We start from the raw sequence: 19,942 nt of genomic DNA, 5'->3' as shown, positions 1-19,942 counted from the left end.
TGTCACCATTCCCCACATTCTATGGGTAGCGGTGACATTGTCATCTAGCTCAAATCCATTATAAAATTCCTACGATGGCTCCACCTAAGGCTGCTAATATAACGACAAGCCATGCTGGAACTTTCCAATAAACGAGTAATGTAAATGCTGCAATTGCAAGTGCAAAATCAACGGGTGTAGCTATAGCACTAGTAAAAATTGGATCGTAAAGAGCAGCTAATAAAATTCCTAATACACCTGCATTTACTCCCATTAACACAGACTGTATATAAGGATACTTACGAATCATGTCCCAGAATGGTAATGTTCCAATAATAAGTAAAAATGATGGCAAAAATATCGCAATTGTAGCTATTGTAGCACCTTTCCATCCGTTAATAATTGCACCTAAATACCCTGAAAAAGTAAATAATGGACCAGGTACTGCCTGCGCTGCTCCATATCCAGCTAAAAAGGTTTCCTTAGTAATCCAACCGCTAGGAACAACTTCTCTTTCTAACATTGGTAATACAACATGACCACCACCAAAAACGAGTGATCCTACGCGATAAAACGTATCGAAAATGGCAAGCGATTGACTTGCTGATAGTTGTCTAAGGATAGGAAGCCCTATTAATAAACCAAAGAATAATACCCAAGCAAAAACACCAATTTTGCGATTAATCCCAACTTTTAACTCTTTCATAGGAGAGTTTTGTTTGTTTTTATAAAGAATTAATCCCACCAAACCAGCAATTAATATTAATGCTAGTTGACTTATGGCTGTCGGCAAAATGAGTATAAATATAGCGCTCAATATTGCTATAGTTATTCTAGGTCGGTCTGGAGCTAGCTTTTTCCCCATGTTCATGATAGCCTGGGCAACAACTGCCACCGCCACAATCTTCAGCCCATGTATCCAGCCTGCACCACCTAAGTCAAAGCTTTGATATATATAAGCGAACAGGACGAGGGCAATAACAGATGGGAGTGTAAACCCTAACCATGAAATCACTCCACCTAGCAAGCCACCACGAATCATCCCAATCGCAATCCCCACCTGACTACTCGCTGGTCCAGGAAGAAACTGACAAAGAGCAACTAAATTAGCATAGCTATGATCATCCAGCCATTTTCTTTTTTTGACGTATTCATTTTGGAAAAACCCCAAATGGGCTACAGGTCCTCCAAACGAGGTGAATCCTAATAAAGATGAGATTTTGAAAATTTCTCGTAACCTCTTCCCTTTAGATGGTTCATTGTTAAGACTATTCATAAATGTGCAACCTCCAAAAAGATGTATGTATTAAAGTTAGAATAAGTTCCTCATATTAAGCTTGTTAGATTTAAATTGTTGTTGTTCATACAGCACGATATGACTAGAGTGTTGTGGGATCTACTCTCCTACAACTTTTTTAGAGTAATTTAGTAAAGGCTGTTTTCGCATTGTTATTTTTCGTACTAACATTTATACATATACACAACTAGAGTTTATAGCATCTTTTCTTTGCTAAAATGATGAAAAAAATGTTACTGACCAAATTTCGTAGCAATAGCAACAAATTTACGTAATGAGCCTTAGTAAAGGTAGGAACATAGTATACTAAAAGCTTGTTACGCTTTAGTTATTGTTTTTCTTATTAGGAAATAAACAAGTAAACAACTAGAGTTCGTGGCAACTTCTCTTCTATAAAACCGATGACCAACCTATAAAGCCACTTCTTTATGTACCAATTTGTTATAATAACTACAAATATGCCGAAAAGAATCCTACTAAAAAAACCTATATAAACATATTATAGACTTACTTATATTAAGCTGTAGTTAAAAAAATGTAAAGATTAATCTGTTTGTCATATATCATCCTCACAAATTTAACATATAATACATTTCTTTGTTATTGACTGTTTTCTAGCTAATTATCGGTGTGAACGTAAAATAAAGATTAATGGAATATTGTGTTAAAATATAATATAAATAATAGATATTTTTCAATTAACAATAGTGATCTATTAAAGGGGAAATTTACAAATGAAACAAGTTTTTGCATTTGAAAAAGAGGATAAAGTTAAAGATATTAAAGATAATGCTCATTATTTATTTAATGCTCTAAAGAGTTATCGCAAAATATTAGAAGATAACTACTCGTTATCTCAGGTGCCAAAAGGTGTAGTTTGGACATCAGAAGACCTTGTTACTAGCTTTTTCTCAAATATACCGATACCAGCATTCACCAAGCAAGATGTAATATATATGACTCCAGATGTAGACGAATGGAAGAAATTATTTATCCGCCAGTTAGAAGACAAAGGCCTTCCACACATACATAGTTTCTATAACAATCTCTCAATTGAACATATATTGGTGATTTTAGCACATGAACTTACACATCACTCTGATTTGTTTCTTGGAGATTTTGATGATGACCGTGAAGACGACTATTGGTTTGAAGAAGGAATGTGCTTCTACATACCAAGAAAGCATTTATTAAGCGAAAAAGACTTTCAAGAAGTATTTCAAGTTGAAAATGAGTTAGTCAACGTATTTAGTGAGAAATACGGCGGACATTCTATCGAAGATTTTGGATATAATTCATATGAAGGCAGTTTGGCTAGTATAATGTTTGATTACTGGAGAAGCAGTTTACTAGTAAAGAACCTAGTAGAAGAAAGAGCACATGGAGATATACAACATATTTTCACCCTGTATCGCAATTGGGATTTTGAAGGTAGAAAAATACCTTTAAGAGAATATTTCCTTAAGCAATTATAATCAACTTTTTTTATACATAATTAACGTATTATAGTTAAACGAAAGAAAAAAGGATGACACTGAAAAGGTCATCCTTTTTTCTATCATTTGTTATTGTTGTAATAACATATAAATCACTTTCGCTGCTTGTGCACGTGTAGCAGTATTGCTTGGACCAAAAGAACCATCTAGGTAACCGGTCATCATGCCTAGCTCATTTGCTGAGGTAACATAGTCTTTTGCCCAATCCCCAATACTACTTGCATCACTGTATGATAATTCTGTAGACGGCGTGTGTGTTGTATCCATCTTCACATTATAAGCACGTATTAACATAGCTGCTGCTTGTTCACGAGTAATTGATGCACTTGGGTCAAATATTGTTGATGTTTTCCCTGTTACAATGCCTGCTTCAAACGCTGCAGTAATTTCTGCTGCTTGTTCAGCTGAGACATCTTTAAATGGTGATTCATTTGTAGAAGTTAAACCAAGAGAGCGTACAATTAATGATGCAAATTGAGCACGAGTGACATTTGCATTCGGGTCAAATATTGTTGCTGATTTTCCCTTGATGATTTCCATAGCTGTCAATTCATCAATATACTGTTTCGCCCAATGATTTTCAGGTACATCAGTAAATTGTTTGCTTTCAGTATCACTTTCGTTATCGTTGTTGTTATTCTCGTTGTCATCAGTGTTATTTTCGTTATTTTCGTTGTCGTCGTCACCTTGCTGATCTCCAACTAAATCGATTGAGAATTTCGCAAAACCACTTTCAAGTGTTTCAATATAAGCGATTTTTTCTCCCTCTAAATATTTTGTAGCTTCAGGAGAAGTCTCAAATGTTACATTCAGCTCAGAGTTAATTGGTGCAAATGACCAATTCATATCAGCTGAAGGGTTAATCGTTTGTTTATCTAAAATGTAATTGATTATCGCTTGGCGGTTTTCATCCGGTGATTCAATGATAACTTTGTCAGCACTAATACCAGGGAAATTACCACCACCAGTAGCTCGATAGTTATTTGTTACGACAATAAACTTCTGTTCACTTGAAACTTCTTTGCCTTCAAATTGTAAATTTACGATACGGCTTGCATCTGGATTAACGATATTTCCTTTATCATCATACTTTGCAGGTTGTGTTACATCGACTTGATAAGAAACACCATCAATTACGTCAAAGTTATAAGTCGGGAATGCTACATTAATTAACTCTTGCTCTTCAGTAGAAGATGCATCAATTTGATTAAATTGTCCAGCTGACATTTCAAGCCATTCTTTCACATCCGCCCCATTAATAAGAAGAGCTTGCAGCGTATTAGGATATAAATACATATCTGCTACATTTTTAATCGCAATTTCTCCTGCTGGAACATCAGTGTAATAAGTCGCTCCTCCACGTCCACCAGCTTTGAAAGGTGCACCTGCCGAAAGAATCGGTAAGCCCTCATATTCAGTACCTTGAACATAGTTTTCGACATACCATTTTTGTGCATTCGTTACAATTTGGATTGAAGGATCATCTTGAACGAGCGCAAAATAGCTATTAATTGGTGCTGTTGTCGTTCCTACTGGACTGTTAACCCATTCAATAGTTCCCTCGTGTTCCTCATGCACTGCGTCAACAATTGATTGATCTGCATCAACTAATGGCGTATTTGATTCTTTATCATAGATAGCTTGTACAGAAGATTGTGAATCTACAACAGTCCAACTATCATCTTTCTTTTCAAGTGTGAAATCAATCAATCCTAAATGATTTCCCCAGTAACCTGGCATAACAGACGCTACACCGTTAATTTTACCAGTTTCAACATCAACACCCTCTATGTCTGCATATGTTTCACTCGGGAAGACGGAATGAGAATGTCCAAATAGAATTGCATCTATACCTTCTACTTTACTTAATTCAAATGTAGCATTTTCTTGCATTCCTTCATCGGTTGCTTTCCCTATGCCTGAGTGAGGGATGGCAACAATGATATCAGCACCCTTTTCTTTCATTTCAGGGACAAACTTTTCTGCAGTTTCTATGATATCTTTTGCGATGACTTTACCTTCAAGATTTTTCTTATCCCAGTTCATAATTTGAGGAGGTGTAAATCCAATGACACCTACTTTTAATGTATGTGTTTCGCCATCTTCATCGACAACTTCACGGTCTAAAATAAGGTATGGTGTGAAATAATTCTCATCATTTGTTGCATCACCATCTTGATCGTCAATGTAAACGTTCGCATTTACATACGGAAAATTTGAACCTTTTAAGCTTGTCCCTAAAAAGTCTAAACCGTAATTAAATTCATGATTCCCAATATTACCAGCATCATAATCTAATAAGTTCATCGCTTTATATACAGGATGTGTTTCACCATCTTCAAGCACATCGACTTTTGCGACATAATCACCTAAAGGATTTCCTTGAATGAGATCCCCATTATCGAATAATAAACTGTTTTTCGCTTCCTCACGTGCTTGCTTAATCAATGTTGCTGTTTTTGCAAGCCCAAAGTCTTGAACTTCTGCATCTTTATAATAATCGTAGTTTACTAGATTTACGTGTATGTCTGTTGTTTCCATTACTCTTAGCTTAACGATATCTTCATTTTCAGCTGCATGAGTTACAGCTGGCGCCATTTGTGGCAAAGTCATACTAAGAGCTAAAGCGGTACTAAGTGCTAGTTTTTTCTTAGATTTTATCATCTAACGTACCTTCCCTTCTAATAATACAAATTAAATGCATATGTATTATAACAAAAAAAACAAAAAACTTGATAATTATTTTTCTTTTTACGAAAAATTAACAAGTTAGACGCAATTCAACATATGTAAAGGAGTATTAAATAACATGCTTAAATCACTCCTCATATATTCTTATTAAAAGCTGATTTCGGATTAAGAGCTAAGAACCTCGGCATTTATCCACCTTTAAAGACTAGTAAAATGATCTATATTACACGTCAGTTGCTCATATTTAAGTGAACAAAGCAACAAAGTTTTAGCAAAGAGACTTACGAAAAAAAATCGTCAGTATAAAATTAATATTTAATAATAGAATTTCCATTTTCCGATCTTATGCTAATTCGTCTTGGAAAAGTATGAGTTGGTTGCTCATAAGATTTTGCCATCGGTAAGTGTGTTTCATAACTTTCAGCAGTATAGGGTGTAAGAGTATTATTAGCGCTAGTTGGTATAATTAATTGATTTTCAGTTTGGCTTACACATAGATCAACTTCTTTACTATCCATAGGTTGACCTTGTTCGACTACTTGTATTTTTCCATCATTATTAAACTTTAATGAGGAAAGATTTCTTTTATTCATGTAAACTCTTTTTTTCATCTTTATTTCACCTCTATTCCTGCTTCTAGATGTTAACCTACTCTTCTTTAAAAGACTGCACTAAATTTTCAAGTTCTTCACGATTATGTGTAATCATGCCTTCTAAACGGTCTACTAAACCCTGGATATCTTTATGATTAGTCGTTCCGTTAGATGAAAAATGCTGAAATAACAACACAATTGCATATGCAACAGCTGAATTATCAACATATACAAATGAATTTCCACTCTTTATAATTTTTGAGTTTCCATTTTCATTTCTAAGGTCTGCTGTTAAAAGACTTTCAATTTGCTTCGAAAATTCACTCATATATTTTGCTACAGTTTTATCAATAAGCTGCTCAACTTCTCTTTGGTTTATCACCCTTAAATCCCCCCTTTGTTTATATGTATACGAAAAGATTTGGCTTCTTGTATAGACAGCCTCCTATTTTGTCGTGAAAATATTCATGTTTTTACATTTTCAATAGAATTTCCTTATTGGTACTTGTTCACACACTTGATAGTAATAACAATTAGATTTGTTTACTACCGCTTCTATCGTAACTTCATTGGTATTTTAACTACATTGCCACAGCTAATTGGACATATAAGTTAGTGGAGATTGTTTTAAGAAGAAAAGTATCAAAAATCTTTCTGTAAACGAGTTTATGTCCGAGTACGAAAAATATAAATCATTATGCCGGAATTCATGACTGTTAATGAATCAGGTGGTGACAAACCTCCACCTGATTAATAAACTTTCTAATAGAAATGAGGTCTTTCAACTATTACGATTCAGTTTGATGGGACTTTAGCATTTAAGCTAGTTTAAATATCCAAAGTAATATAATTACAACTATCAAACTGATGCATACATTTTCAACTTAATCCTTGTCATCTTTTTTACCTTTTTTGCAAAACTCGATACTAGAAGCTCCGTTTTTAACCTCAATTTCATCTTTATCTAGCTGTGCTTGTGCCTGAGCTTGTAATTGCGCCTGAGCCTGAAGCTGTGCTTGTAATTGCGCTTGAAATTGTGCTTGTGCTTCTAATTGAGCTTGGAGTTGTGCCTGTAACTCAATAATCTTATTAAACACATCATCTCTACTTCCCATGCCTTCTCCCCTCCTTTATTTCTAAATAAAGAACTATCAATTAAGCGTCTGCTTTATGGCACCACCAGTCAGGTAATTCAATAGATGAAGTTCCATTTTTTACCCAAACTTTGTCTTTATCAACTTGTGCTTGTGCTTGAGCCTGAGCTTGAGCTTGGAGCTGCGCTTGAAGTTGCGCTTGAATCTCTGCTTGTAATTGTAATTGTGCCTGGAATTGCGCTTGGAGCTGAGCTAAAATCGCAAGCAACTTGTCGTAATCTTTATCTGTATATTCCATTTCTTTCCCTCCTTCTATAGCGGATTTACTTACACTACCAAGGTATGTCTATATTGAAATATAGCAACGGCATCTGTTCTATATAAAATAAAATGGTCAAAATCATTAATTTTAATAGACATTATAGTTTATAATTTTTACATTTTATTGAATTTTGTTATTTTTAGCATGAATAGTTTATGCTATCGGAGAATATGTACATATGTATTTTCTATTCGAGAGGATGGTTTGCGTGTGGTATGCAAAAGAAGTGAATGACATCGCTACTGAGTTAGACACAAATCTCGATTCAGGCCTATCTAGTATTGAAGCTAAACAACGACTAGAGCGTAATGGGGCAAATGAATTTAAAGAGCAACAAGAATCAACTTTGTTGCAGTTATTATGGGGACAAATTAATAGTGCTTTAATCTATATTCTACTAGCTGCGGCTATCGTTTCATTTATCGTCGGGGAGATTAGCGATGCAATTGTCATTTTTATTGTCATCGCTATCAATGCAGTACTTGGAGTTATTCAAGAATCTAAGGCAGAAAAAGCATTGGAAGAATTAACAAAAATGTCAACACCTAAAGCTATTGTGAAACGTGACGGCATCATTCAAGAAATCCCTTCCAAAAATATTGTAATAGGAGACATTGTCGTCATAGATACTGGACGTTACATTCCAGCAGATATTAGGTTTTTCGAAACTGTAAACTTAAAGGTTGAAGAGTCTGCTCTAACAGGGGAGTCCCTTCCAGTTGAAAAAGACTCAGAGTGTTTAAGTACTAATAATATTCCTCTTTCAATTCAACAAAATATGGGATTTATGTCTACTCTTTCTACTTACGGAAGGGGATTAGGTATCGTAATAGGTACTGGCATGAATACAGAGATAGGCAAAATTGCTAACCTATTAAGAGAGCAAAAAAAGTCGTTAACCCCCTTACAGAAAAAATTAGATGAGCTTGGAAAACTACTAGGCTATGCAGCAATTATCATTTCTATGTTCGTTTTTCTTATAGGTTTTTTTCAAGAAAGAAATGTAACAGAGATTTTTCTAATAGCTGTGAGTTTAGCCGTGGCAGCTATACCAGAAGGCCTACCTGCAATTGTTACGATTGTTCTAGCTCTTGGCGTTCAAAGACTAATCAAAAAGAATGCGATTGTAAGAAAGCTTCCTGCAGTAGAAACATTAGGATCTGTTAGTGTCATATGTTCAGATAAAACTGGCACATTAACTCAAAATAAAATGACGGTTACTAAAACTTTTATTAATGGGAAATACATAGACTGGTCGGACTTAAATGGTCAATTAAAGTCCTCAAATATGTTAATAAAAGTCATGCTATTATGTAATGATGCATCATTATCTGAGAAAGAACAAACAGGTGACCCTACTGAAGTAGCACTCCTCATAGCAGGAAAATATTTTCAGTATTCAAAAGATGATTTTGATCATCGTTTTAAACGATTATACGAAATACCATTTGACTCTGAACGAAAATTGATGACAACAGTGCATCGTGTTAACGAAGATGTTCTTATGTTGACAAAAGGGGCTCTTGAGAATATCCTTCTGAAATCAACTAACATCTTAATTGATGATCAAATTTGTACTATGTCAAATGATAACCGAGACAATATTCTTGAACAAGCTAAAGAAATGGCAAACGCTTCTCTACGCGTATTAGCCTTCGCTTATAAAATGATAACGAATGAGAAGAAATATGATGAAATTCAAGAAGATCAATTTATATTTATTGGACTCGTAGGTATGATTGATCCTCCTCGTTTAGATGTAAAAGAATCAATTGAGCTTTGTAAAAAAGCAGGCGTAAGGCTAGTGATGATAACTGGAGATAACCATAAGACTGCGTTAGCTATATCAAAACAATTAGGAATAGCTGAACATGAACACGAAACAATGACAGGTCAAGAGCTCGATAAGTTAACAGCGTTGCAATTAAAATCGCGCATATTAGACACTAAAGTGTTTGCTCGTGTTTCACCTGAACATAAAGTGCGTATCGTTGATGCACTTAGATCTAATGGCAATATTGTAGCAATGACTGGAGATGGAGTTAACGATGCACCTTCACTCAAAAAAGCTGATGTAGGTGTAGCGATGGGGATAACAGGTACAGATGTAGCAAAAGGAGCATCGGATATTATTTTAACTGATGATCGCTTTTCAACAATTGTATCAGCAGTTAAAGAAGGTAGGAATATATATGTAAATATTAAAAAGTCGATCCTTTATTTGCTGTCGTGTAATTTAGGGGAAATTGTGGCACTCGTTTTTGGTATTCTAATGGGTTGGCCAGCCCCTTTAACTGCCATCCATATTCTATGGGTAAACTTAATTACCGACACTCTCCCAGCAATTGCTCTTGGCTTTGAAAAAGGTAATGCAGATGTAATGAATCATAAACCTAGAGATCCGAAACAACGAATCATAACAAATAAAGAAATTAGATACACACTACTTAATGGGTTGGTTATAGGTATTGCTACATTAGTTGCATTTTCAATAGGATTAAACGGTGAAGTAAGTTTTCTTACAGAACAATCACAATTATCAGCTGAATCAATTATTCGCGCACAAACGATGGCATTTCTAACATTAAGCTTTGCTCAGCTTTTCCATTCTTTTAATTTAAAACATGAGAAAGAAACTATCTTTCAAAAAGGATTTTTCTCAAATAAATATTTAATAGGAGCTTTTATCGTCGGGTTCGGAATACAAGTTCTATTAGTCAAAATACCTTTTTTCCATCCATTCATTAACCTTACTTACCTATCACTAGAGCAATGGTTTATCGTTATTGTCATTGCTATCATTCCAATTATTGTTAACGAAATTAGCAAATTACTAATAAGTAAGTATCTTTTACTTAGGCAATGATGAAAAAGCTCCCTGATGTTGATGTCAGGGAGCTTTGATTGATTGTTTTATACTAATATTTACGTATTAATAAACTTCTTTAACCATTCATCAAATTCTTCTCTCGTTTTCTTTTCACCATCTACATACATGTCGATAGTTTCCTCTTTATAGAAAAAGTAAATTTTATAATGCTTATCATTATGTTTTCCTTGAAACAGCATTACATTATAATCATCGCTCTCAAATGTCCATGCTAGATCTTCAAATTTGTTATTAAACAAATCATACAATCCCTCGCCATTTGGAGCTTTAAATTTTGCCATTTGCATCTTCATTTTCTCTTCTAGATTTTCCATATCTTTACTCGGCTGTTCTTCAGTTTTCTTGGTACCTTTTGATTCTGCTATAAGGACTTCATCAGTCATTTTCGCAAAAGCCCCTTCATTTAATAAAAACCCACCACCTAGTATAGACATTACGAACATACTAACAACTAACATGTTTATCATGCTGGCTAACCTCCTAATTGTATACAGTAGTTTAAATTCCCGTTGTTATTATTCACAATTACCATCATTGTATTCACTTAGACAAATATAAGATTAGCTGACTAGTAGCTTGTTATTTAACCTTCTTGAAGAATTCTCTTATTACCTCGTGCTTATAACATGCGTGGAGCTAGAAGCTAAAACGCACCTCTGTCAGCTCCGACATGCACTGAGAATTCACTTTCCGTCTTCGAATGTGTCGATGAAGTGACACGCTTCTGCTTGATAAAAGAAATTATGAAGCTCGCTGCTTTGCCTGAGCATACATGAAGATACCTTAAGCAATGCCTCAACTGCATCGTTTATCCCTTCTTAGTCATACTGCGATATACAATATATTTGCGATTTAAATATGTAAGAGGAACACTCCATACGTGTACAAGCCTCGTAAATGGCCAAATCGCAAAAAGTGCTACTGCACTGATGATATGTATCTTAAAGCCGAACGGTGCGCCTATCATCAGCTCAGGAATTGGTCGAAACATTAAAATCCCTCTTATCCACGGTCCAATGTATTCTCGATAATCAAATTCTCCTCCTGTTGCCGTATAACCAACTGTATTTGTAAAGCCGGTAAGAACAACTGCCCCTAAGAGAACTAACACGACCAAATCGCTTTTTGAACTGTTAACTAAAATTCTACGTACAGTGATCCTTCTCAAAAATAATAAAAAACCACCAACTACGGTAGCTACACCAGCTGCACCGCCAAACCACACTGCCCCGAAGTGATACATTTCCTCTGAAATTCCAACATAATCATAAAATCCCTTTGGAACGAGCAACCCTGCAACATGGCCAAAGAAAACGATAATAATTCCCCAATGAAAAAGTAAACTACCCCATTTTAATTTCTTCTTTTCCAAAAACTCACTAGATTTCGCTGACCACCCAAACTGATCTGTGTTGTACCGATAAATATGGCCCAACACAAATATGGCTATGACAATATAAGGGTATATTAACCACCAAAATTGATCCCAAAATGACATTTCCAACCCTCCATGGACTTATTGAGAATCACTTTATACTCAAGCTATCCTGCCTGTTTTTGTTCTATTAGTGAATCAATAGCTAGTATACAACCGTTTAATACATGCTCATAAGGACTTGCTAGTCTTGTTAATTCCTTCTGTAAACGCTCTATCGATTTCCTATGAATATTAAACATTTTCATAGCACTCTCTTCAGAAGCTTCCGATGCGAATTCTAAAATTAAAGGAAAAAAGTCGGGTAATTCATCATTTTTGATATAAAAGTCCTCTTTCGCAAATTCAAACCTAAGTTTCACGAATGCTTGACCTCTTTCACGGTTATCACCAAACACGTCATACGTTAAATACAGTGTTGTTTTGTCATTAAAATCAAAAGTGTTGACATATGTTTCACACAACTCAGTCAAACAATGATTGGTTGTATATTGAATAAAATTAGTATATGCTTGCTGCACTTTGTTATCGCCAATGCTATGAATTGCTTTAATAATCTCTTCATCACCCACCCATTCTTTTGAAGGGTAATGTAAAAAAATCGATGCAAGTTTAAATATAGTCTTACTGTCTTCCATCTTGAGCATGCTGTATATCACTCCAATACTTTTCTCCATACAAATATAAATCCTCGTTATTCTCACTCACACTACAATCATTACAACCTTCCATAAAGTCATAACCAGTTGACCCTTGACCAAAATACATATCTCCAACTTTTTCTTTATGAGATGAGGGTATTACGTATCGATCGGAGTATTTCGCAATAGCAGCCAGCTCATACATGTCACGAGCTGACTGTTCGGTTAAGCCAGCTGACTCTAAAATATTTGAGTCAAATGATTTTTGGATATTTACACTTCTCATATAGCTTCTCATCGCCACTAATTTTTTTAATACAGCCTCTATAACCGCTGTATCTCCAGCACTTAATAGATTAGCCAAATATTCAATTGGAATGCGAAATTGTTTAATTGTAGGAAACACAATTCTTGGATCAATTGAGTCAACTTGACCACCGAGTGCATCCATCATCGGACTAAGTGGCGGTACGTACCAAACCATCGGTAACGTACGATATTCAGGATGAAGTGGAAGTGCAATCTTTTGTTCAATAGCTAGCTTATACACAGGTGATCTTTGAGCCGCTTCAATCCAGTCTTCTGAAATTCCCTCATTTATTGCATTACGTATAACTTCCGGATCATGTGGGTCTAAGAAAATATCCAACTGAGATTCATATAACTTTTTCTCATCACTTACAGAAGCTGCTTCTTTCACACGTTCTTCATCATAAAAGACTAGGCCTATATATCGAAGCCTTCCAACACACGTTTCAGAGCAAATTGTTGGTAAACCACTTTCTATTCTCGGAAAGCAAAATGTACATTTTTCTGCCTTCTTCGTTTTCCAATTAAAATATACTTTCTTATATGGGCAACCCGTCATACAAAATCGCCAGCTCCGACACGAGTCTTGATCAACTAAGACTATGCCATCTTCATCTCTTTTATAAATTGATCCAGAAGGACATGATGATACACAAGGTGGGTTAAGACAATGTTCACAAATACGTGGTAAATACATCATGAACGATTGTTCATATTCAAACTTGATTTTGTCCTCAATCCCTTGTATATTAGGATCATTTTCACCTGTAATATGAACACCTGCTAAATCATCTTCCCAGTTTGGCCCCCACTGTATATCCATATAGTCACCTGTTAACTGTGATTTCGGTCGTGCCACAGGCTGATGCTCACGCTCTGGACTATTAATCAATGTTTCATAATCGTAAGTCCAAGGTTCATAATAGTCATCAATTTGTGTCAAATCCTTGTTATAAAAAATGTTGAGAAGCTTACTCGCTCGGCCACCAGCCTTCAGCTCCAATTTTCCGTTCTTTACTTCCCATCCCCCTTTATGAGTTTCCTGATTTTCCCACTCTTTCGGGTAACCAATGCCAGGTTTTGTTTCGACATTGTTCCACCACATATATTCAGCACCAGGGCGATTTGTCCATGTATTATTACAAGTAACACTACATGTATGACATCCAATACACTTATCTAAATTCATAACCATTCCAAATTGCGCTTTAACTTTCAAGCCAGTTCACCTCACCCTTCTCTAGCCTGCGGATCATGACCATTTCATCTCGCTGATTACCTGTTGGGCCGTAATAATTAAAGCCATAACTTAGCTGTGCATATCCACCAATCATTTGTGTAGGTTTAATATGGATTCTCGTTGGACTGTTAAATGTTCCTCCTCGCAACTTCGTAGTTGGTGAACCTGGCACATTAATCGTTCTGTCCTGGACGTGATACATATAAGCTACCCCTCTAGGCAAACGATGACTTGTAACTGCTCGTGCAACTACGACACCATTTCTGTTATACATCTCTAGCCAATCGTTATCGTTAATCCCTGCAGTATTGGCATCTTCATAATTAAGCCAGACGTGTGGACCACCTCTAAATAAAGTAAGCATCGGTAACGTATCACCATAAGTACTGTGATATGACCATTTAAAATGTGGTGTTAAATAACGCAACTCAATTTCATTACCGTGATTCGGTCGGTGATCTTGATCTAAAAATGCTAATTTACGAAGAGGTGCTTTAAATGTAGGTAGTTCTTCACCAAATTCTAGTATGGTTTCATGGTCTAAATAGAAATGTTGTCTACCCGTTAATGTTCTCCATGGTATGAGACGTTCTACATTTGTCGTAAAAGGTGAATAACGTCTATTTCCAGTCTCTGTACCGCTAAATACTGGTGATGAAATGACTTTTTGAGGCTGAGCAGTTATTTCATCAAAGGAAATGTGCTCTTCTGCACGTTCGATAGCCAAATCTTTTAACTGCTGCCCAGTTTTCTTCTCCATGACATCCCATGCTTTCATTGCTAGAGAGCCGTTCGTTGTACTAGACAACGTTAGTATCGTTTCAGCTACATTTCGATCCGTATACAGACTCGGACAATCTTTGTAATCCTTTGTTTGTCTTGCTACACCATTTATTGCTTTTAACTTTTCATACTCTTCCTTTGCATCCCAACCAATACCCTTAGCACCAATGCTATCCTTAATTACACCACCTAATGCAATATATTTCTCATATACCTTCGTGTACTCCCGTTCTACAACGTGTATACGCGGTAAATTTACACCAGGCTCTGGTTCTACATCACCATGCTTCCAATCAGGTATTTGTCCAAATAATTGTGAAATTTCATCTTTCGTATCATGTAATAAAGGTGTTGCAACAATATCTTTCGTTGGCTCTGGAAAAATCTCTTCTGCTAATTCAGATAATTTTTTCGCCAGATTTTTGAATGTATCCCAATCAGACTTACTTTCCCAAGGGGGTGCTATCGCTGGATTAAACGGATGTACAAATGGATGCATGTCAGTGCTACTAATATCATATTTCTCATACCAAGTAGCAGCAGGCAGTACAATATCCGAATACAACCCCGTTCCAGTCATACGAAAATCTATATTAACTAACAAATCGAGTTTCCCTTCAGCTGAAATTTCTTGACTATCGACTTCAGCAGTATGTAATTCATCATTTGCAACACTTAAAGAACCATGGTGTGTTCCTAAGAGGTGTTTCAAAAAATACTCATGACCTTTAGCAGAACTGCCTAATAAATTAGCACGCCATACAATTAATGACCTCGGAAAATTAGCAGGATTACTCGGATTTTCAATAGCAAACTTAAGTTTGCCGTTTTTTAAATTATCTACTACATACTTCACAGCTTCATCATTTGTCTTTGCGTTAGCTTTTTTATAAAGATGTATACTATTTTCCTGAAATTGTGGATAGGAGGGAAGCCACCCTAATCTAGCCGCTAACGCATTATAATCTGCTAAATGTTCATATCTTGGTTTATCAATCGTTGGAGAGATATGGTCATCAACTGATTGATCCTCATACCTCCACTGCTCTGTTGCAAAGTAAAAAAATGATGTACCATTCTGTAAGCGTGGTGGTCCACCCCAATCACGTGCAGTTGCAACGGTTTGCCAGCCTTCTAATGGCCTCACCTTCTCTTGCCCTACATAATGAGCCCATCCGCCACCATTCACACCTTGAGATCCAGTTAGCAATACAAGATTTAGCACCGCTCGATAAATGACATCTGAATGATACCAATGGTTAATTCCAGAACCCATAATAATCATGGATCGACCATTTGAATCAATTGCATTTTGCGCAAACTCACGTGCAATTTGTGCAACAACCTCTTTGTTAATCCCCGTTTTATCTTCCTGCCAGGCTGGGGTATATGGCTTTGGATCATCATAATTTGTTGGATAATCTCCTGGTAAATTACGACTTACGCCTGTTTTTGCAAGTAATAAATCAAATACAGTTGTCACATATTGAACTTGGCCATCTCCATCACTAACTATTCTTACAGGTATAGTCCGTTCAAGTGTTGTTTTCTCATTTTCATCAAAATAAGGAATTGTTATCGAAAGCAGTTCATCTTCATTATTAAGAAGCGTTAATAATGGTGAAATAGACTGTCCATCTTCTGATGACTGTTGTAAGTTAAGATTCCAGTTACCATTATCCTCCCAACGATGTCCTATTGTTCCATTAGGTATAAGAAGTTGATTAGTTTCACTATCTATAACGACTGGCTTCCATTCGGCATGAGCTATATTCTGTCCAATATCACTAGCCCTTAAGAAACGATTAGCTACATAGGATTCTCCTTTTTTTTCAAGCTTGATTAAGAAAGGTAGATCAGTATACATTTTTGCGTAATTATCGAAATAAGGCGTATTTTTGTCGACGTAGAATTCCTTAAGTATGACATGAGTCATTGCCATTGCTAATGCAGCATCCATACCTGGATTGACAGCCAACCAATTGTCTGCAAATTTAACGTATTCAGCGTAATCAGGACTAATTGAGACGACTTTCGTTCCTCTATACCTCGCTTCTACCATAAAATGTGAGTCAGGTGTTCTAGTTTGTGGTACATTAGAGCCCCATATTAGTAAATAACTAGAATTGTACCAATCTGAACTTTCCGGTACGTCTGTTTGTTCACCCCATACTTGTGGTGATGCTGGAGGAAGGTCAGCATACCAATCATAAAAACTAAGGATGGCACCACCTATTAATGATAAAAATCGTGCACCGCCTGCGTGACTAACCATTGACATAGCTGGAATCGGGGAAAAGCCAAAAATTCTATCTGGTCCATACTTATTAATCGTATATAATAACTGTGCAGCGATAAGTGTATTTACTTCGTCCCATGAGGTACGAACAAACCCACCCTTTCCTCTTGTAGATTTATATTGCCTTTCCTTGTCAGGATCTTCGATAATACTCGCCCAAGCATCAACAGCATTGGTGTTTTCCTTCATTGCCTGCCGCCATAATTTAATAAGACTGCTTCTTACATATGGGTACCTCACTCTTAAAGGACTATAAATATACCATGAAAAACTAGCCCCTCTAGGACAGCCTCTTGGTTCATATTCAGGCATATCAGGGCCTGTTGAAGGATAATCAGTTTGTTGAGTTTCCCACGTGATAATCCCGTCTTTCACATGTATTTTCCAGCTACAAGAGCCAGTACAATTCACACCATGTGTGGACCGGACTACTTTGTCATGTTGCCACCTTCTACGATAGTACTTCTCCGTTTCCCTATCATATGGTGATAGTTCACTGTGGTCTGTAAGCTCAGTTGTTTTCCCGAAATATGTAAGTTTCTTTAGAAGTGGGAGCTTCTTTTTACTCATTTTCCGCATCCTTCCTTATTTAGAAATCATCGCTATGGCATTCTTTTGCCCAAATCGTTTAGTAAATATTCTAAAATGATTAGATGTTTAAAAGTTAATAAGGTGTTTATACTGTTAACCATTAACAACACGAATAATGAGGTGAATGAAGATGTCGGGACCATCATTAAGAAAATTAGACGCTCACCAATCAATTCATGAAGGAGCAGTCACTGAGGGGAAAGAGTTACTTGATATGCTAGTGAAGTTATATAAAGACGACCAACACCAATACGCACAAACTGTTGCAAAAGTGTTAGTTGAACATTGGGAGACTAGAACGATCGCTCACGCAGATTCTGAAGAGGAAGGATTTTATGTTGATCTTCTTGATAAGAATCCAAATTTAAAAGAACCATTAACTATGTTAAAGCGAGATCATGACTTGCTACGAATATTAGTAACGGACGTAAAAGACATGCTAAAAAACGAAGGGTTAACAGAAGAAGTGATCGATCATTTTAAAGCTATATTAATTGTTTTAGATATACATAACCATGATGAGGAGATACTCTTGTCTTAATTAACTAGACTCTTTCCGTAATTGTTGATGCTTTCATTACTAACAATGGCAATAAAATGAAGTCTATCGACCACCGTAATTACGAAAATCAACTAATATACAACGAATAGATTTAGTGCGAAAATCAACAATCAATCCGAAAACTGCCGTAACAAAAGAGCAATCTTTAAGATTTCTTAAGGTTGCTCTTTTATTATGAATTTTTTCGGAACGGATGGGATTATACCTCGCTATATTTTCACATAAGAAAAAGTGATAGAAAATTCATGTTGTTATTTTATTGCTTAGTACGAAAAACAGCAAATGTCTATTAATAAAATGCTATTTATATCATGCTCATTTCAGAAAAGTGAATGTTGTTCGTTACTTAGAATATAAACGTATACAAATATGAACCAAAAGGAATGATAACAAAGATTAATATTTAGGACGGAGGATTGGCATGGCTAGGATTACAAACTGGGAACCAGAAAATGAGGATTTTTGGGAGCGCGAAGGTCGAAGACATGCTCGAAGGAATTTATGGATATCCATCCCTGCCCTACTATTAGCCTTTGTTGTTTGGCAAATATGGTCAGTCGTTGCTGTCAGGTTAAATGATGTAGGCTTTTCTTTTACCCAATCAGAATTATTTACGTTGGCAGCCCTTCCCGGATTAACAGGAGCTACGTTTCGTATTTTTTTTACTTTTATGCCTGGGATTGTTGGAGGAAAAAATTGGACAGTCATTAGTACAGCTCTTTTGCTTTTACCAACAGTAGGAATTGGCATTGCAGTCAACAATCCAGAAACGTCCTTTACGATGATGGCAACTTTAGCAGCATTATGTGGTATTGGTGGCGGGAATTTTTCTTCATCCATGGCAAATATTAATCCATTTTATCCAAAAAAAGAGCGAGGGGCGGCTTTAGGATTAAATGCTGGTATTGGTAACCTAGGTGTGAGTGTCGTACAATTCCTCACTCCAATCGTCATAACAGCAAGCATTATTGGAGCTTTTACTGGGACATCGCAAACATTAGATAATGGTGAAACCATTTGGATTCAAAATGCAGCGTTTGTATGGGTAATTCCGATTATTATCATTACACTAGCTGCAGTAGTCGGCATGGACAACTTACCGGGAACAAAACAATCTTTTAAGGAACAAGCTATTATATTCAAAAGAAAGCACACTTGGATTATGACTTGGTTGTATACGATGTGTTTTGGGTCATTTATTGGATATGCCGCAGCTTTTCCATTGTTAATTCAAAATGAATTTGCCGAACAGAATGCAGTCGGATTAGCATTTTTAGGACCATTAATCGGAGCAGCAGTCCGTCCTGTTGGAGGGTGGATATCAGACAAAGTAGGCAGTGGTGCACTTATTACCTTTTGGGACATTATTATTATGATCATTGCTACGATAGGTGTAATATATTTCTTACAAATTCATCATTTCACCGGTTTTTTAATCATGTTTCTTATCCTATTCTTTACTACGGGAATAGCAAATGGCTCTACTTTCCGTATGGTTCCTTTTATTTTTCCAGCAAAAGAGTCCTCTCCAGTGTTAGGTTTTATCGCAGCTATCGCAGCATACGGCGCATTTTTAATCCCAAAAGTATTTGGCTGGTCCATTGACACAACGGGCTCTGCCAATTTTGCTTTATATATATTTCTTGTATATTACGCGATCAGCTTAATAATTTGCTGGTATTACTATTCTCGTAAAAATGCTGAGATCAAATGCTAATAA

Annotated in this window: 15 protein-coding genes; 4 read left to right on the top strand and 11 right to left on the bottom strand. The window is 36.1% G+C overall.

The genetic code is table 11. From position 1 onward, the window contains the following. Positions 1–58 precede the first annotated feature (58 nt). Positions 59–1,255, bottom strand: a complete 1,197-nt coding sequence (locus SLH52_RS17015; protein ID WP_320210465.1) for a chromate transporter — start codon at positions 1,253–1,255, stop codon at positions 59–61. Positions 1,256–2,010: 755 nt separating this feature from the next. Between SLH52_RS17015 and SLH52_RS17010 the strand changes: the two genes are divergently transcribed. Then, the gene (locus SLH52_RS17010) at positions 2,011–2,751 is read left to right on the top strand and encodes a hypothetical protein (RefSeq protein ID WP_320210464.1); all 741 of its coding nucleotides are present in this window, start codon (positions 2,011–2,013) and stop codon (positions 2,749–2,751) included. Positions 2,752–2,841: 90 nt separating this feature from the next. On the opposite strand, the gene SLH52_RS17005 is transcribed toward SLH52_RS17010, so the two are convergent. From SLH52_RS17005 to SLH52_RS16985, 5 genes are all read right to left on the bottom strand, one after another. Next, positions 2,842–5,436, bottom strand: a complete 2,595-nt coding sequence (locus tag SLH52_RS17005; RefSeq protein ID WP_320210463.1) for a bifunctional 2',3'-cyclic-nucleotide 2'-phosphodiesterase/3'-nucleotidase — start codon at positions 5,434–5,436, stop codon at positions 2,842–2,844. 335 nt (positions 5,437–5,771) lie between these two features. After that, on the bottom strand, positions 5,772–6,074 hold the full coding sequence (locus tag SLH52_RS17000; protein ID WP_320210462.1) for a hypothetical protein: 303 nt from the start codon (positions 6,072–6,074) through the stop codon (positions 5,772–5,774). A 37-nt stretch (positions 6,075–6,111) separates the two neighbouring features. Further along, positions 6,112–6,438 (bottom strand): hypothetical protein, encoded by a 327-nt coding sequence (locus tag SLH52_RS16995; RefSeq protein ID WP_320210461.1) that lies wholly within the window; start codon positions 6,436–6,438, stop codon positions 6,112–6,114. Positions 6,439–6,940: 502 nt separating this feature from the next. Continuing rightward, complete coding sequence (locus SLH52_RS16990; protein ID WP_320210460.1) at positions 6,941–7,171, bottom strand: hypothetical protein; 231 nt, start codon at positions 7,169–7,171, stop codon at positions 6,941–6,943. Positions 7,172–7,211: 40 nt separating this feature from the next. Further along, complete coding sequence (locus SLH52_RS16985) at positions 7,212–7,448, bottom strand: hypothetical protein (RefSeq protein ID WP_320210459.1); 237 nt, start codon at positions 7,446–7,448, stop codon at positions 7,212–7,214. Positions 7,449–7,680: 232 nt separating this feature from the next. Here SLH52_RS16985 and SLH52_RS16980 point away from each other — a divergent pair, with 232 nt between their 5' ends. Further along, the gene (locus tag SLH52_RS16980; RefSeq protein ID WP_413785554.1) at positions 7,681–10,338 is read left to right on the top strand and encodes a calcium-translocating P-type ATPase, PMCA-type; all 2,658 of its coding nucleotides are present in this window, start codon (positions 7,681–7,683) and stop codon (positions 10,336–10,338) included. A gap of 59 nt (positions 10,339–10,397) precedes the next feature. Here SLH52_RS16980 and SLH52_RS16975 read toward each other — a convergent pair whose 3' ends face one another. From SLH52_RS16975 to SLH52_RS16955, 5 genes are all read right to left on the bottom strand, one after another. Beyond that, positions 10,398–10,829 (bottom strand): hypothetical protein, encoded by a 432-nt coding sequence (locus tag SLH52_RS16975; protein ID WP_320210458.1) that lies wholly within the window; start codon positions 10,827–10,829, stop codon positions 10,398–10,400. A 341-nt stretch (positions 10,830–11,170) separates the two neighbouring features. Continuing rightward, complete coding sequence (narI, locus tag SLH52_RS16970; protein ID WP_320210457.1) at positions 11,171–11,860, bottom strand: respiratory nitrate reductase subunit gamma; 690 nt, start codon at positions 11,858–11,860, stop codon at positions 11,171–11,173. Between the two features lie 44 nt (positions 11,861–11,904). Continuing rightward, positions 11,905–12,444, bottom strand: a complete 540-nt coding sequence (gene narJ, locus SLH52_RS16965) for a nitrate reductase molybdenum cofactor assembly chaperone (protein ID WP_320210456.1) — start codon at positions 12,442–12,444, stop codon at positions 11,905–11,907. Next, on the bottom strand, positions 12,422–13,966 hold the full coding sequence (narH, locus tag SLH52_RS16960; protein ID WP_320210455.1) for a nitrate reductase subunit beta: 1,545 nt from the start codon (positions 13,964–13,966) through the stop codon (positions 12,422–12,424). Before narH ends, narJ begins: the two co-directional genes overlap by 23 nt. Then, on the bottom strand, positions 13,956–17,639 hold the full coding sequence (locus tag SLH52_RS16955; protein ID WP_320210454.1) for a nitrate reductase subunit alpha: 3,684 nt from the start codon (positions 17,637–17,639) through the stop codon (positions 13,956–13,958). Before SLH52_RS16955 ends, narH begins: the two co-directional genes overlap by 11 nt. A gap of 151 nt (positions 17,640–17,790) precedes the next feature. Here SLH52_RS16955 and SLH52_RS16950 point away from each other — a divergent pair, with 151 nt between their 5' ends. Both SLH52_RS16950 and SLH52_RS16945 read left to right on the top strand, forming a co-directional pair. Further along, on the top strand, positions 17,791–18,201 hold the full coding sequence (locus tag SLH52_RS16950) for a hemerythrin domain-containing protein (protein ID WP_320210453.1): 411 nt from the start codon (positions 17,791–17,793) through the stop codon (positions 18,199–18,201). A gap of 442 nt (positions 18,202–18,643) precedes the next feature. Then, entirely contained in the window at positions 18,644–19,939 is a 1,296-nt protein-coding gene (locus SLH52_RS16945; RefSeq protein WP_320210452.1) for an MFS transporter, read from the top strand. Positions 19,940–19,942: the final 3 nt, after the last annotated feature.

This window comes from Cytobacillus sp. IB215665 (assembly GCF_033963835.1).
Taxonomy (GTDB): Bacteria; Bacillota; Bacilli; order Bacillales; family SM2101; genus Nanhaiella.
Note: the sequence above shows the minus strand (reverse complement) of the source record. Positions and strands in the feature narration are given on the sequence as shown.